Here is a 14,854-nt window from a genome sequence, read left to right as displayed (position 1 = left end):
GCAAATCAATCATCACCCGTTCAGGGCACCGTTTCCGGTTCGATGGGCAGCCAAAGTTCACAAGTAGCGGTGCTGAAGTCGTCCGAGCGTTCCAGCACCGCGACGATCTCCGGGCCGGGCCGCAGACGCCACGGGTTGGAGGGGAACCACTCGGTGGCGGTGGCGGCCCACGTGTCCTGCAAGGTCTGCGGATACGGTCCCGCGGTCCGGAAGACCGCCCATCGGCCGGCCGGGACATCGATGACGTCCAGCTCGTCGGGGGCCGGGGTCCCCAGCGTGACAGCGACTCCGTGCAGGTAGGTGAGCTCACTGCCCTCGGCGCGATCGGGGTCGAGGGCGTCGCTGACCGCGAGAAGACCCGACGGCTCGGTGGTGCTGAGAGCCTTCAGGCGCGCGTGCGACTCCGGCGGAAGCCCGGAAATGTGCCGCTGAATATGCGGGTTGGCGCCTTGATGAATCAGCGGAACGCGAGCGGCGTACCCGACAAGGCGGAACGCGGGCCGATCGACGATGCGAGTATCCATGCGATTGCTCCCTTCGACACTCAGGCGAAACCTGAGTTGCGGTTGAGTGCGAAGAGGACCACCATCACGGCGTACGTCACCTGGCCCGGCACCGTGGATCGCCCGAAAGGCCCGCCCGAACGCCTCAGTCGACCCGTACCCGTACCGAACGGCAATGCTCAACAGGTCATCCTCGCGCCGGACAACCTCGGCCGCGGCCACGGTCATTCGACGCCGGCGGACATACTCCGAGAGCGGCATACCAGCCAACGACGAGAACATCCGCCGAAGGTGATGCTCGGTGGTACCGACCAACAGAGCCACCTCTTGAACGTCGAGTTCACCGGCAAGCCGTTCCTCGACCAGATCGACAAGCCGGTTGAGCGCAGCAATCACGGGACCCCCTTCGCGCTCTCAACATTGCCGGGAACCCCACGCCCGGCGCCCGACCATCGAGGCCCGATCCGATCATGCAGCCTCTATGGTGAAGCGGCCGGCTGCTACGTCCACGGTGCCGCCGTAGTTCTCGGCGGCCGCCGCCAGCGCGATGATCGGGTCGGTTCCCGGCCAGAGATGAGTCAGGAGCAGATGACCGGCGCCGGCTTCCGCGGCCTGACGACCGGCTGTGCGTGCGCTCGACAGGTACTGCCTCGAGTGGTCCGGCACCTCATTGGGGTACGTGGCCTCGGCCAGTAGCAGGTCCACGTCCCGGGCCAGGTCGACGACATGCTCGCTGGGCCCCGTGTCGCCCGTGTAGGCGAGCGCTCGGCCATCGGCGACCAGACGGATACCGGCATTCGGCACCCAATGCGGCAGGAGCCGGGTCTCGGCCCGGAACGGCCCGAGCTCGAACCGGGCGCCCGGGACAACCTCGTGCACCACGCAGGCGTCGTCGAGGAACCCGGGTCGGTCCAGTGCCAGCACCGCATCGAGCGCGCCCGCCGGCGCGTAGACCGGCAGGGGTGGTGATGCACGCCCGCCCAGAGCACGAGCCCGCAGCAGTGGGTTGAGGTCCGCGCAGTGGTCGGGGTGGCCGTGGCTGACGAACACAGCATCAACCTGTTCCGCGGTGATCTGCCGCAACATTTGCGGCAGAGTCGCGTAGCCGAGGTCGAGGAGAAGCCGGAAACCGTCGTGCTCAACGAGAAATCCGCTGCACGCCTGGTCCGCTTGGGGCCACGCCCCGCAAGCGCCGAGAACGCTGAGCCGCATGCGGAAACGCTACCGGCATCCACCAACCCGGCGGCCGCTTTAATCCTGGCCTCAGGTTGATCGGCGAGGATGAGCGGAAAAGCACCGACTGAGGGGCGGGCCGGCGTGCGGATCATGATTGCGGATGACGAGGCGGCCATCCGTGAGTCACTGGAGCGGGTGCTCCAGGTCGAGGGTTATGACACCAGCACCGTCGCCAACGGTCTCGCCGTGCTCGACGGGCTCGGTGGCGACGCGCCCGATCTGCTGATCCTCGACGTGATGATGCCCCGCCTCGGCGGGTTGGAGACCTGCCGGCGGTTGCGGGCGGCGGGCCGGGACCTGCCGGTGCTGATGCTGACCGCCCGGGATCAGATCTCCGACCGGGTCGCGGGGCTGGACGCGGGCGCCGACGACTATCTGCCCAAGCCGTTCGCCACGGAGGAGTTGCTGGCCCGGGTGCGGGCCCTGCTGCGCCGGCGCGCGCCGGGCGACGACGAGTCACAGGTCCTGTCGTACGCCGACGTCCGGCTCGATCCCGACCGGTTCGAAGCGTGGCGGGGGCCGCGACCGCTGCACCTGACCCGGACCGAGTTCTCCCTCCTGCACGTCCTCGTGCGCAACGCGACCCGGGTGTTGACCCGCGACGCGCTGTTCGAGGCGATCTGGGGCTTCGACATGAGCACCACCGCCAACAACCTCCAGGTGTACGTGAGCTACCTGCGCCGCAAGATGGAGGCCGAGGGCGAGCCGCGATTGATCTACACGCTGCGCGGCCTGGGATACACGATGCGGGAGACTGCTCCGTGAGCAGACCCGTCGGCCGGGAACCGCGCCGGCTGGCCCGATGGTGGCGCCGGCGATCCCTGCGGACCAGGATGACGGTGATCGCGGCGACGGCCATCGCGGTCAGCGTGTTCGCGGCCTTTCAGGTGGCCACCGAGCTACTGGGCGGCAAGCTGCGGGACGCCGCCGAGAGCCAGTTACGCGCCGACTCCCGCGTGCTGGCGACGAACGCGGAGCGCGCCGGTCCGGCGCGGGTCGAGCTACCGCCGTATCCCGGATCCGATCGGCTGGTGCGGGTCATCCTGCCCGACGGCTCGACCCGGACGCCGGTCGGCCAACCCGCCCTGCCCCCGGTCAGCGAGCACGCCGTGCGCGTGGCGCAGGGCGCGTCGGCCGACCTGATGGAGTCGAACGACAGCGAGGAGGGCTACCTCGTCTACACGGTGCGGGCGGGCGATGGGGCGGTGCAGGTGGCCCGCCTCGCCGACGACAGCCCGATCAACCAGCTCGGGTTCGGCATGCTGCTGATCGGGCTGCTCTGCGTGGCCGGCGGCGCCCTTGTCGGCCGGGCCGTGGCGCGCACCGGGCTGGCGCCGATCGACCGGCTGACCGCCGCCGCGGTGCATGTCGCGCACACCCGGGATCTCGACGCCGACATCCCGGACGAGGGCGGTGGGGAGATCGGGCGGCTGACCCAGTCGATCAACGACATGCTCGCCGCGCTCCGGGACTCCCGGCAGGCCCAGCGGCTCCTCGCCGAGGACGCCGCCCACGAGCTCAAGACCCCGCTCACCAGCCTGCGCCTCAACGTCGAGCTGCTGATCCGGCTCGATCGGCGCGGCACCCTGGACAGCGCGCTGCCGGCGGAGAGCCGGACCCGGCTGCTCCACGATCTCGGCGCCCAGGTGGCCGAGTTGAGCACCCTTGCCGCCGAGTTGACCGACCTGGCGCGCGGTGACGTCAGCGACGAGAGCACCGAACTGATCGACCTCGCCGACGTGGTGGTGGCCGCGGCGACCCGTGCGCGTTCCCGCATGCCCGACATCGAGATCGCGCTCGACGTCACGTCCGTGTGGGTGAGCGGCCGGCCCGCCGGCCTCCAGCGGGCGGTGCTCAACCTCATCGACAACGCCGGCAAATGGTCCCCCGCGGACCAGCCGGTCCAGGTCCGGCTCTTCGCCGAGGGCGCGTCGGCGGTGCTCGAGGTCGACGACGCCGGGCCGGGTATCGACGCCGCCGACGTACCAAGGGTGTTCGACCGGTTCTACCGGTCCGACAGCGCCCGGGCTTTGCCGGGATCCGGTCTAGGGTTGTCGATCGTGCGGCGGGTCGTCGACGCCCACGGAGGCCGGACCGCTGTCGCCCGCTCCGCACGCGGCGGCGCGCTGCTTCGGATCGAGCTGCCGGCGGCCGAGCGCTGAGCCGCCGCCTGGGACGGTCCCCGGCGGCGGGCGCTGAGCTGCCGCGCTCACCGTTGCAGCGCGGGCTCCTCCTCGTCGGCGAGCGACTGACGCCTGACCGGTGGCTCCGCCGCTGGACGGGACAGCCGGCTCGGCCACCAGATCCGCCGGCCGATCAACAGGGTGAGGGCAGGCACCAGGACCGACCGCACCAGTAGGGCGTCGAGCAGCACGCCGAAGGCGACCAGGAACCCGACCTCGATCAGCATCACCAGCGGAAGTGTGGCGAGAACCGCGAACGTGGCCGCCAGGACCAGACCGGCCGAGGTGATGACGCCACCGGTGGCCGAGAGGGCTTTGAGCGTGCCCGCTCCGGTGCCCAGGCGCACGGTCTCCTCCCGGGCCCGGCTGACCAGGAAGATGTTGTAGTCGACGCCGAGCGCCACCAGGAACATGAATGCCAGCAGCGGCACCGAGTAGTCGACGCCCTTGAACCCGAGGATCGTGTCGAAGACGAACACGCTGCCACCGAAGGCCGCGGCGAAGGACACGATCACGGTGGCCATCAGGATCAGCGGGGCCAGGATCGCCCGCAGCAGCAGCCCGAGCACGATCAGGACGACGGCGAGCACCAGCGGGATCACCAGCTTCTCGTCGCGGCGGGTGGTCACCTCGGTGTCGAGGTTCTCGGCGCTCGGGCCGCCGACTATCGCCTCCGCCCCGCTCACCGCGTGCACGGCGGTGCGCACCCGCTTGATCGTGTCGTACTCCGCGACGGTGTCCGGCGCGTCCGCCGGGAACACCGAGATGGTGGCCCAGCCGCCGCTGGTCTGCTCCGGTACGGCCAGGGCCACACCGCGGGTGCCCTTGACGATGCCCAGGACCCGCTCCTGGTGGGCCGGCCGCGTGAAGATCGTCATCGGCTGGCCGCCGAGCTCCGGGAAATGCTGGCGCAGAACGGTGAAGCCGGTGACCGACTCCGGCGCGGACAGGAACTGGTCCTGCTCCCGAAGGGCGCCGGTGTTGCCCGACAGCCCGACGGTGAGCACGGCGAGGATGCCGAGCGAGCCGAGCGCCGCCACCCACCGGTGACGGCTGATGGCGGTGCCAAGCCGTTCCCACAACCCCGGCTTCTCCACCAGGGCCGCGTTGAACCGCGGGATGGCCGGCCAGAAGACCCGCCGGCCAAGCACCACGAGCACCGCCGGGAACAGCGTCAGCATGGCCAGCAGCGCGCACAGGATGCCGGCGGCACCGATCGGGCCCAGCCCGCTGGTGCTGTTCAGGTCCGCGGCGAGCAGGCAGAGCAGGCCGGCGACCACGGTGGCCGCGGACGCGACGATGGCCGGCGCCGCGCCGCGGAGCGCGTGGACCATCGCGACCCGGACATTCTCGTGGTGGTGCAGTGCCTCCCGGTACCGGGCGATGAGCAACAGCGCATAGTCCGTGCCGACGCCGAACACCAGGATCGTCAGCAGCGCCGAGTTCTGGTCGTTGACCACGATGCCGAAGCCCTTGACGAGCAGGTAGACGGTCGCCATCGCGGTCAGTGCGGCCGCGCCCACGACGACCAGCGGGATGAACCACAACACCGGGCTTCGGTAGGTGAGGATGAGCAGGAGTGTGACGACGACAACGGTGGTGAGGAAGACCTGCAGGTCGATGCCGTCGAAGATGGCGTCCATGTCGCCGTCGATCGCGGCCGGGCCGGTCACGTCGAGTTCCAGGCCGGCGGGGCGGTCCTTCGCGGCCTCACGCAGCGGGCCGATCAGGGTCTCCGGTGCGCCGTAGGTCGTGCTTACCTGGAGGGTGAAAATCATCGCCTTGCCGTCGGCGGATGGACTCGTCGCGGGGCCATCGTCCTCGCCGCCGCCGGCCGCTGCCTTCGGCGGGTACCGCTTGGTAAGGATGTCGTACTGGCGCTCGACCGCCGTGCGGTCGGCGGCGGTCATGCCGCCGGCGCGGTGGTACACGAAGACGAACGTGTTGTCCTCGCCGCCGGGGAGACTGTCCTCCAGCACGGCGACCTTGGTGGACTCGGCGCCGGCGGGCAGGGTGTCCACGGCCTTGTCGGTCGTGACCGAGCTCAACTTTCCGCTCAGCGGCACCATGACCGCTGCCAGCGCCAGCCACAAGCCGATCACCAACCACGGCACCCACCGGCCCGCCAACCGGCCGGCCGGCGCTTCCCCGGGCGGCGCTGCGTCGACTGCCATCACTAGCCTCCTACGTTCGGTTCCATCGCTTTTCGGATGCCGACTTCGTACCGAGCGAATCTGAGGCGACCATTAATGCGGCGCACGAGGCGGTACCGCGGCACGACGAAACAGGACGGAACCAGTTCCAGCGTTGAGGCCATGAGAAAGCCTGGTGTTCCACAGTGGAGGCAAGCTGGAGCCCGGCAGTCTGCTCGTCCTCCAGGTCCACTACAACCTGCTCGCGACCGACGGCAAGCCGGCCGGGCCGGACCGGTCGGGGGTGCGGCTGCGGCTGACCGACGGCACACCGCAGACCCGGGAACTCGAGACGTGGCCGGTCGACGCGCCGACCGATCTGCCCTGCGCCGCCGACGAGTCGGATCCGCTGTGTGACCGGGCGGCCTCACCTGGTTCGCGCTCTCCGCGAACACAGGTCCGCCGACCGCGGGGTTCGGGCGGGGATTCGCGACTTCGGTCGGCGGTGTCCTTACCGCAGTCTCGTTCGGCGAGGTCGACAAACGTGGAGTTTCAGGGGACTCGGCCCCCTGAGCGGGCACAGACGAAACCGCCCCTGTTCGCGCTTTCCGCGATCAGGGGGCCGCCAGGCCGTGGAGGCGGTGTGCGTGGTGCAGGACGGGCACATCGAGCGCGAAGAGCGGCTCCGAATGTGACCGGTGCTACAGCAGCGAGGCGCCCGTACGGATCGAATGGTCTCATGCTGCCCGCTGACGGACACGTACACACCGAATGGTCCTGGGACTGCGAGCCCGGCGACATGGAGGCCAGCTGCGCCCGGGCGTTGAAGTTAGGTCTGCCGGCCGTCGCCTTCACCGAACACCTGGACTTCACCGTCTGGACTCACGTGGAACCGGCGCCGGACGCCCCTCGAAGGTGACCAACCTGATCAGCGAGGACGGGACGTTGACCCCGCCACCACTCGACATCGACGGCTACTTGTCCTGCATCCAGCGCTGCCGTGACAGATTCCCCGACCTGCTGATCCTCACCGGGGTGGAGGCTGGCGAACCGCACTGGCACCGGGACCGGTTCGCCTCGGTGCTCCGGGCGGGACAGTTCGACCGTGTGCTCGCCTCCCTGCACACCCTGCCGATGGGCGACGGACTCAACGAGCCGGGAGAGCATTTCGCGCAGCGCCCGGCCGCGGACGTGGTCCGCGACTATCTGGCCGAAATACCACGGCTGGTGACCGGCTTCGCCGACTTCGAGGCCCTCGCCCACATCGACTTCGTCAGCCGGTACTGGCCTGCGGCCGAGGGCCCCTTCAACCCCGCAGACTTCGAGGAGGAGTTCCGGTACGCGCTGACGGCGGTCGCGACCACCGACCGAGCATTGGAGATCAACACCAACCGCAAGCCGTTCCCGGAGATCGTCCGCTGGTGGCGCCACGTCGGCGGCAAGGTAATCACCTTCGGCAGCGACGCACACGCCCCAGCCTTCGTCGGCAACGGCTTCGCCGAAGCGGTCGCCTTGGTCGAGGCGTTGGGCTTCCACGCAGGCCGCCACCCCTACGACAGGTGGTACATCTGAAGCCAGAGAACCACGCGCAGCCCGCAGCACCACCGCACCGCTATCACTAGTCGAGGAGCCATTGGTGCAGCATCTCGCCGAAGGGCGAGAAGGCCAGCACCGTCAGCGTCACCCAGAGCACGGCCCACACCGCTGCTTGCAACGACCGGCCGCGGGCCACGACCAGGGCGATCCCGGCCAGCACCAAGCCCACCACCGGCAATTGCGGACAGTACACAACAATCGCGTGAGGGAGCGCGACCAGCCAGAACAGCGGGTTCCACACCGAGTCCGGCCCGATCACCGGGATTGAGTCCTTCGGGTCGCCGAGCCGTTCCAGGCCGGGGGCAAACAAAGCACCGTAGTCACCGTTGCGCAGCGCCGCCACCGTCAGGGTCAACAACGTGCCGATCAGGTAGATGGCCAGTACCACCCACAACGCGAAGGTCAGAGAACGAGCAGGACGGCGCCAACCGATGACGCGTTCGTCGATGGACGGCGTCATGACTCCGCAACTTATCGCATCGACGTCTCCGACCGTTGTCAGCAGGTTGAGACCTACTTTCGCGTCGGCGACCAGATGCCGCCAAGCGCAACCTGCCGCACCGCGGGGCTTCCGGGGGCTCGGCCCCCGGAGCAGAAATGACGGGAGGCCCCGGTCCGCGCTTTCCGCGGACAGGGCCTCCGAATCCCGGGTCGACCGAGTTGGTCGAGGCTCACTCGCCGGCCAACTCGTCGTATCCGACGACTGGGACTCCCCAGAGGTCAATGAGTCCATCCCACGGGCCTTCGGCCTCGCATGAGCCTGCTTCTCGACACCCACGTCGTGCTGTGGTGACTTACGGACGACCCCACGCTCGCCGTCGAGATCAAGGAGCGGCTCGACCATGAGCCGGACGTCTACGTCAGCCCGGCGACAATCTGGGAAGTGGCCATCAAGCAATCAATCGGCAAGCTCGAAAACCGGCCTATCTTCCGGAGCCCATCCGGGACAGCGGATTCCGCCACCTGAACATCACCGCCGAGCACGGCATCGTCGCTGGACGGCTTCCGCTCATTCACCGAGACCCGTTCGATCGCATGCTCGTCGCCCAGGCTCAGGTAGAGCGCCTGACGCTGGTCACCCGAAACACCCAGACCCCGAAGTACAACGTCGAGACCCACCACACCCACCGCACCCCAGCGCAACCACCGCACCCCAGCGCAACCACCGCACCCAGCGCAACCACCGCACCGTGGGGGTCTGGGGGGTCGCCCCCCAGGTAGATATGACGAGGCGACCTGGTTCGCGCACTTTGCGAACACAGGCCGCCATCGACTCGTGGAGGTGCCGGGAATCGAACCCGGGTCCTTCGTTGCTTCGTCAGGGCTTCTCCGAGCGCAGCTCACTATGCCTCTACTCGGCCCTCCGGCTCACGTGAGCAAGTCCGGATGGCGGGCCCAGTCGTGTTTGATCTCGCCGTGCAGTCCTCACGACTGGGACTGTTTGGCCAGCCTTCTAGCTGATGCCGGCTACTGGGTCGAAGGCGACCCCAGGCCGACAGACTTGCTACTTACCTCAGGCGGCAAGAGCGAAGTCAGCGCGGGAGTTATCCTTGGCGCTTATAAGTTTCCGACGACCGATTCTCGAGACGACGTCGGCTTCCTCGGCTCGCTTCCCCTGTCTCCACCTACGAAGTCGAAACCAGTCACCCCCTAGTCGGGCCGCATCACTGCGGCACCCGCAAAGTTTACCTCACGCTGCAAGATCCGCCCACGGCGCTGCAACCGGCGGGGCGGGCGTCGCCCCGGCCGCTCTTCGTGATCTGGTAGCCGAAGGTGGCGGACTTGCCGGGAGCCAGCGAGGCGCCGCTGAAGCTGAGGCTGCTGCCGTTCCGGTTGCCCGTGGCGTTCCAGACTCCGCGCAGTTCCATGTCGTCGAGGCCCGAATGTGACACGGTCACCCGCCACTGCGCCGCTGCGTCCCCGTCGTTCTCCACCCGTACGAAAGCGACGTAGCCTCCCTCCCAACTCGCCGTCACCGACAGCTGGGCCTCGATGTCGCTCTGGGGCTTGGCCGAGGTGGGTGCCGTGGTCGGCGCCTTGGTGGCCGGCTTCGTCGTCGGGTTCCACGTCGACTTCTCCGGCTGCGGACTGGAGCTGGACGGCGGCGGCGGTGTGGTGGCCGAGCGACTGTGCGACGGCGACGCCGAGGGTGTGCGGGAGGCCGACCGCGAGGTGGAGGGCGTGGCCGATTTAGGCACGGCCGACGACGGCACCGGCGAGTCGGAGATGACCAGCGGCACCTGCGGCATGGACGGCAGCGTCACCGACGGCTGCCGGGCCGCCTCGGCCGGGCCGACCGCGCGCACCGCGATCCAGACGACCAGCAGGACGAGGATCGCGACCGCGAAGCTCAGAACGAACCGGGCGGGGCCGAACAGGCGCACGGAATGCTTGGAAGGCAACGGCGAATCCCCCCGCGAAGATCAAAGAAGCGGGCGGAGCATACCTCAGCTGATGCCTTTCGCACGTCGTCCGACTGCCCGGTTGATTTCCTTCTGGGCGTCTCGTGTCGCCAAGTCCTGCCGCTTGTCGTAGCTCTTCTTGCCCTTGGCGAGGCCGATCTCAACCTTGGCGTACCCGTTGTTGAAGTAGACCTGGAGCGGGACCAGCGTGACGCCGTCGTCGCGGAGCTTGCCGCGGATCTTGGCGATCTCCTCGCGGTGGAGCAGCAGTTTGCGGGTGCGGCGGGGCTCGTGGTTGGTCCACGTGCCCTGCGTGTACTCCGGGATGTGCATGCCGTGCAGGAAGAGTTCGCCGTACGTCTCCTGGCCGAACGCGTCGACCAGCGACGCCCGGCCCGCCCGCAGCGACTTGACCTCGGTGCCGGTGAGCTGGAGGCCCGCCTCGTACGTGTCGAGGATGCTGTAGTCGTGGCGGGCCTTGCGGTTGGAGGCGACGACTTTGCGCCCCTGTTCGCGTGGCATGACCAGCGACCCCCTATGGACGAGTGCGAAACCAACCCGTCAATGTTACAGGGGTCAACACAGGCACGGCGGCAGGTAGTGCACCGGGTTGCGGGGCGCCCCGTCGAAGCGCGTCTCGAAGTGCAGATGGTTGCCGGTGGAGGCGCCGGTGGTGCCGACCCGCCCGATGATCTCGCCGCGGCGTACGTACTCGCCGATGTGCACGAGGATCGCCGACTGGTGGCCGTAACACGTCGTGAAGCCGACGCCGCTGATCTTCCCGTGGTCGAGGCAGGTGTAGCGGCCGTAGCCGCCGGCCCATCCGGCCCTGATCACCCGCCCGTACGCCGCGGCGTGGATCGGTGTGCCGCCGCCGGCCGCGAAGTCCGCTCCGGCATGCAGTTGCCACACCCGGTAGTACGGGTCGTATCGCTGCCCATAGTCGCTGGACTTCCAGCCGTTGACCGGCATGTAGAGCCGGCCGCCCTCGTAGCGCGTCTCCCCCGACTTGACCGAGTAGCCGCGCAGGGCCGACTGGATCCGCGCCTCCTCGGCCTTGGCCGCGCGGTAGCGGGCCAGCACCGCCGCCCGCTGGGAGTTCGCCACGCGCAGCGCCTGGGCCCGGCTCGCGGTCAGGGCCTCCAGCGCCTTCCGGGCGCGCTCGGCGGCCATCTGGGCCGCTTTCGCGGCCGCCAGCTTGGTCTTGGCCGCGGTCTCGGCCTCTTCGGCCTCGCGCTTGGCGAGTCCGGCTCGATCTTGTGCCGTACGGGCTTCACGCCGCGCCCCGACCAGCGTGTCCACCTCGCGCTGCTGGGTACGCATGATCTGCTCGACCAGGCTCAGCCGGTCCATCATGTCGGCCGGGCCGGTCGCCTCGACCAGCAGGTTGATCCGGGCGATGTTGCTGCCCATGTAACTGGCCTGGGCGATCTGGTCGACCCGGGACCGCGACTCGGCCACCCGGTCCTGTGCCTGCTGGAAGCGGCCGGCGACCTGGTCGTAGGCGGCCCGGGCGGCCTGCGCCCGGCGGGAGGCGGTGTTGGCCGCGGTGACCGCGGCGGCCACGCTGCCGCGGGAGGTGGCGACTTTGCGCTGGGCCGAGGGCATGGCCGCGGTGGCCGCTTCGAGGCGGCGGGCGGCGGCCCGGGCGGCGTCGGTGGCCTCCTCAAGCACGGCCTCGGCCTTGTGGACGGCGCGGGCGGCCTGGTCGGGGCTGTTGGGGTCGGCGCGGGCCGGGCTCGGAGCGGTCAGCAGACTCACACATATCGCCAAGAAGGCAAAAATCCGGCTATAAGACCCCACGGAATGCCACCGTACTCGCCTAAAACGCCCAACGGCCGCATTCCCCCGGTAAAGGGAACGCGGCCGTCGTGTGACACAGCGTCGGGACGTTAGACCTTCAGGTAGAAGCGCAGGGTGACCCACGCGGTGACCGCGCTGACCACGGCGCCCACACCCGCCAGCACGGGCAGCATCAGCCAGACGTTGCCGTTGTCGATCGGCGTGAGGATGTTCGTCAGGGCCTGCAACTTGTGGTCGAAGAGCACCACCTTGCTGACGAACAGCGCCACGAAGCCGAGGATGGCGCCGATCAGGCCGGCCACCACCGCCTCGAGCACGAACGGGGCCTGGATGAACCAGTTCGAGGCGCCGACCAGCTTCATCACGGCGACCTCGCGCCGCTTGCTGTACGCCGCGACCTGGATGGTGTTTCCCACGAGGAGCAGCGCGGCCAACGCCATCACCCCCGCGACCACAAGCGCACCCACCTGGATGGCGTTGAAGATGTTGAAGACCTTCTCCAGCAGCGAGCGCTGGTCGATCACGTCCTGGATGCCCTGGAGGCCCTTGATCTGATCGGCGAAGGTCTTGTACTGCTCGGGGTCCTTGAGCTTCACCCGGAACGACTCGGGGAGGCTGTTCGGGCCGACCGCCTTGACGAACTCGGGCGAGTCCTTCCAGAGCTCCTGGAAGCGCTTGAGGGCCTCTTCGCGCGTCTCGTACGTGCGCTCGGCGACCAGCGGGTTCGAGGAGATCGCCTGGTCGACCGCCTGGCGCTGGGCCTCGGTGACGTCCGACCGTAGGAAGATCGAGACCTCGATGTTCCCGTAGTAGTAATCCTTCATCTGGTCGACCTGCAAGTACAGCAGAACGCTAGCGCCCAGCATGGTCAGCGAGACCGACATGGTGATGATCATGGCGACCGTCATCGTGACGTTTCGCCACAGGCCCACCAGGACCTCGTTGAGGACGTACTTCAAGCGCATCGGGGGGTTCCTTCCGGGACTCCGCGCATTACCGAGTCAATCTTTGGGGGGATGGGGGCGGAGCCGGCTCAGCCGTAGACGCCTCGGGCCTGGTCACGAACGATGCGGCCGCTCTCGATCTCGATGACGCGGCGGCGCATCTGGTTGACGATGTTGGAGTCGTGCGTGACCATCACGACCGTGGTGCCGGTCCGGTTGATCCGGTCCAGCAGGCGCATGATCTCGATCGACGTGTCCGGGTCGAGGTTACCGGTGGGCTCGTCGGCGAGAAGAATGAGCGGCCGGTTGACGAACGCGCGGGCCACCGCGACACGCTGCTGCTCACCACCGGAGAGCTCGTGCGGGTAGCGGTGTTCCTTGCCGCCGAGACCCACGAGCTCGAGGACCTCGGGCACGACCCGCCGGGAGACGGCCTTGGTCTTGCCGATGACCTCGAGGGCGAAGGCCACGTTCTCGTACGCGGTGCGGTTGGGCAGCAGGCGGAAGTCCTGGAACACGCAGCCGATCGAGCGGCGGAAGTGCGGGATCTTCCACGAGCGGATGGAGGTCACGTCCTTGGCGTTGACCATCACCTTGCCCTGGGTCGGTGCGACCTCGTGCAGGAGGAGCTTGATGATCGTCGACTTGCCGGAACCGGAGGGGCCGATGAAGAAGACGAACTCACCCTTCTCGATACCGACGCTGACATCGTCCAACGACGGCCGAGACGCCTTGGGGTACGTCTTCGTCACGTTCTCGAGCTGAATCACGGGAACGCAGTCTACGCGGTGTAACGAAAACGCCAACCCCGCCGGGTCCGCCAAATTGCACCCGAGGCGTCAAAACTTGACGGCGTCCCGACCGAGGGTCCGGACGCCGTCGCCATGCGTATGGAGATCACCGGGATCTCGTGATCAGCTGGCCTTCTCGGACGTCTTGCGCCACTTGATGCCGGCCTCGATGAACTCGTCGATCTCGCCGTCGAAGACCGAGGACGGGTTGCCCGTCTCCTGCTCAGTGCGCAGATCCTTGACCATCTGGTAGGGGTGCAGGACGTACGACCGCATCTGATCGCCCCAAGATCCAGTGGTGTCCTGCTTGAGGCCGGCGAGCTCGGCCTCCTCCTCCTGGCGCTTGCGCTCGAGGAGCCGCGCCTGGAGCACGCGCATGGCCGAGGCCTTGTTCTGAAGCTGCGATTTCTCGTTCTGACACGTCACGACGATGCCCGTCGGAATGTGCGTCAGGCGCACAGCGGAGTCGGTGGTGTTAACGCTCTGTCCACCAGGACCCGACGAACGGTAGACGTCGACGCGGAGCTCGTTCTCCGGGATGTCGATGTGATCGGTGGTCTCGACGACCGGCATCACCTCGACGCCGGCGAAGCTGGTCTGGCGGCGGCCCTGGTTGTCGAACGGGCTGATCCGGACGAGCCGGTGGGTGCCGGACTCGACGCTCAGCGTGCCGAACGCGTACGGCACCTTGACGGCGAAGGTGGCGGACTTGAGGCCGGCCTCCTCGGCGTACGAGGTGTCGTAGACCTCGGTCGGGTAGCCGTGGCGCTCGGCCCAGCGCAGGTACATCCGCAGGAGCATCTCGGCGAAGTCGGCGGCGTCGACGCCACCGGCGCCGGCCCGGATCGACACCACGGCCTCGCGGGCGTCGTACTCGCCGGAGAGAAGGGTGCGGACCTCCATCTCCTCGATGGCCTTGGTGAGCCCGACGAGTTCCTCGCCGACCTCGTCGACCGAGGCGCTGTCGCCCTCGGCCTCGGCCATCTCCAGCAGCAGACCCGCGTCGTCGAGGCGGGAGCGCAGCCTCTCGAGACGGTTGATCTCACCGGAGACGTACGACAAACGGCTGTTGACGTCCTGCGCGCGGGCCTGGTCGTCCCACAGGTCGGGCGCGGAGGCCTGCTCCTCGAGGTCTGCCTTGTCCCGCCGCAGCTTGTCGACGTCCAGGACGTTCTCGATGTTGCGCAGGGTGGCGTCGAGGGCTTTGAGTTGCTCGGGATAGTCGGCAGCGGTCACGACAGTCAAGAATACGCTGCCCCGGCCA

At 68.5% G+C, this 14,854-nt stretch carries 14 protein-coding genes, 1 other RNA gene and 1 pseudogene; 5 read left to right on the top strand and 11 right to left on the bottom strand.

Annotation, left to right across the window (positions count from 1 at the left end; genetic code table 11):
• Nucleotides 1-20 precede the first annotated feature (20 nt).
• Complete coding sequence (locus ACFY36_RS44435; RefSeq protein ID WP_499751969.1) at nucleotides 21-899, bottom strand: AraC family transcriptional regulator; 879 nt, start codon at nucleotides 897-899, stop codon at nucleotides 21-23.
• Between the two features lie 72 nt (nucleotides 900-971).
• Nucleotides 972-1,715 carry an MBL fold metallo-hydrolase gene (locus tag ACFY36_RS44430; protein WP_499751968.1) on the bottom strand — a complete coding sequence of 248 codons (744 nt, stop codon included), beginning with the start codon at nucleotides 1,713-1,715 and terminating at the stop codon, nucleotides 972-974.
• 114 nt (nucleotides 1,716-1,829) lie between these two features.
• Here ACFY36_RS44430 and ACFY36_RS44425 point away from each other — a divergent pair, with 114 nt between their 5' ends.
• Together ACFY36_RS44425 and ACFY36_RS44420 are read left to right on the top strand one after the other, a co-directional pair.
• A complete protein-coding gene (locus tag ACFY36_RS44425) occupies nucleotides 1,830-2,504 on the top strand; it encodes a response regulator transcription factor (protein ID WP_499751967.1) in 675 nt (224 codons plus the stop codon).
• Nucleotides 2,501-3,901, top strand: a complete 1,401-nt coding sequence (locus ACFY36_RS44420; protein ID WP_499751966.1) for a HAMP domain-containing sensor histidine kinase — start codon at nucleotides 2,501-2,503, stop codon at nucleotides 3,899-3,901. Before ACFY36_RS44425 ends, ACFY36_RS44420 begins: the two co-directional genes overlap by 4 nt.
• Before the next feature lie 47 nt (nucleotides 3,902-3,948).
• Here the strand turns inward: ACFY36_RS44420 and ACFY36_RS44415 are convergent, their stop codons facing one another.
• Nucleotides 3,949-6,096 carry an MMPL family transporter gene (locus ACFY36_RS44415; RefSeq protein ID WP_499751965.1) on the bottom strand — a complete coding sequence of 716 codons (2,148 nt, stop codon included), beginning with the start codon at nucleotides 6,094-6,096 and terminating at the stop codon, nucleotides 3,949-3,951.
• A 697-nt stretch (nucleotides 6,097-6,793) separates the two neighbouring features.
• On the opposite strand from ACFY36_RS44415, the gene ACFY36_RS44410 reads away from it, so the two are divergent.
• Nucleotides 6,794-6,973 (top strand): PHP domain-containing protein, encoded by a 180-nt coding sequence (locus ACFY36_RS44410; RefSeq protein ID WP_499751964.1) that lies wholly within the window; start codon nucleotides 6,794-6,796, stop codon nucleotides 6,971-6,973.
• Entirely contained in the window at nucleotides 6,970-7,626 is a 657-nt protein-coding gene (locus tag ACFY36_RS44405; RefSeq protein ID WP_499751963.1) for a PHP domain-containing protein, read from the top strand. The genes ACFY36_RS44410 and ACFY36_RS44405 overlap by 4 nt, the downstream gene beginning before the upstream one ends.
• A 46-nt stretch (nucleotides 7,627-7,672) precedes the next feature.
• Here the strand turns inward: ACFY36_RS44405 and ACFY36_RS44400 are convergent, their stop codons facing one another.
• On the bottom strand, nucleotides 7,673-8,110 hold the full coding sequence (locus ACFY36_RS44400) for a hypothetical protein (RefSeq protein WP_499751962.1): 438 nt from the start codon (nucleotides 8,108-8,110) through the stop codon (nucleotides 7,673-7,675).
• A gap of 294 nt (nucleotides 8,111-8,404) precedes the next feature.
• On the opposite strand from ACFY36_RS44400, the pseudogene ACFY36_RS44395 reads away from it, so the two are divergent.
• Nucleotides 8,405-8,763 (top strand): annotated as a pseudogene (locus tag ACFY36_RS44395) (type II toxin-antitoxin system VapC family toxin); the annotation flags it as partial.
• Nucleotides 8,764-8,924: 161 nt separating this feature from the next.
• On the opposite strand, the gene ssrA reads toward ACFY36_RS44395, so the two are convergent.
• The 7 genes from ssrA to prfB all read right to left on the bottom strand — a co-directional run bounded on the left by ssrA (nucleotide 8,925) and on the right by prfB (nucleotide 14,826).
• Nucleotides 8,925-9,301, bottom strand: a transfer-messenger RNA (tmRNA) gene (gene ssrA / locus ACFY36_RS44390).
• Between the two features lie 34 nt (nucleotides 9,302-9,335).
• A complete protein-coding gene (locus ACFY36_RS44385) occupies nucleotides 9,336-10,052 on the bottom strand; it encodes a cellulose binding domain-containing protein (RefSeq protein ID WP_499751961.1) in 717 nt (238 codons plus the stop codon).
• Nucleotides 10,053-10,097: 45 nt separating this feature from the next.
• On the bottom strand, nucleotides 10,098-10,574 hold the full coding sequence (gene smpB / locus ACFY36_RS44380; protein WP_499751960.1) for an SsrA-binding protein SmpB: 477 nt from the start codon (nucleotides 10,572-10,574) through the stop codon (nucleotides 10,098-10,100).
• Nucleotides 10,575-10,628: 54 nt separating this feature from the next.
• A complete protein-coding gene (locus ACFY36_RS44375) occupies nucleotides 10,629-11,813 on the bottom strand; it encodes a M23 family metallopeptidase (protein WP_499751959.1) in 1,185 nt (394 codons plus the stop codon).
• Between the two features lie 131 nt (nucleotides 11,814-11,944).
• The gene (ftsX, locus tag ACFY36_RS44370; RefSeq protein WP_499751958.1) at nucleotides 11,945-12,820 is read right to left on the bottom strand and encodes a permease-like cell division protein FtsX; all 876 of its coding nucleotides are present in this window, start codon (nucleotides 12,818-12,820) and stop codon (nucleotides 11,945-11,947) included.
• 68 nt (nucleotides 12,821-12,888) lie between these two features.
• Nucleotides 12,889-13,569 carry a cell division ATP-binding protein FtsE gene (ftsE, locus tag ACFY36_RS44365; protein ID WP_097319361.1) on the bottom strand — a complete coding sequence of 227 codons (681 nt, stop codon included), beginning with the start codon at nucleotides 13,567-13,569 and terminating at the stop codon, nucleotides 12,889-12,891.
• 144 nt (nucleotides 13,570-13,713) lie between these two features.
• Entirely contained in the window at nucleotides 13,714-14,826 is a 1,113-nt protein-coding gene (gene prfB / locus ACFY36_RS44360; protein WP_499751957.1) for a peptide chain release factor 2, read from the bottom strand.
• Nucleotides 14,827-14,854 lie beyond the last annotated feature (28 nt).

It is taken from the genome of Actinoplanes sp. NPDC000266 (genome assembly GCF_042899005.1).
In the GTDB taxonomy this organism is placed as follows: domain Bacteria; phylum Actinomycetota; class Actinomycetes; order Mycobacteriales; family Micromonosporaceae; genus Actinoplanes.
Note: the sequence above shows the minus strand (reverse complement) of the source record. Positions and strands in the feature narration are given on the sequence as shown.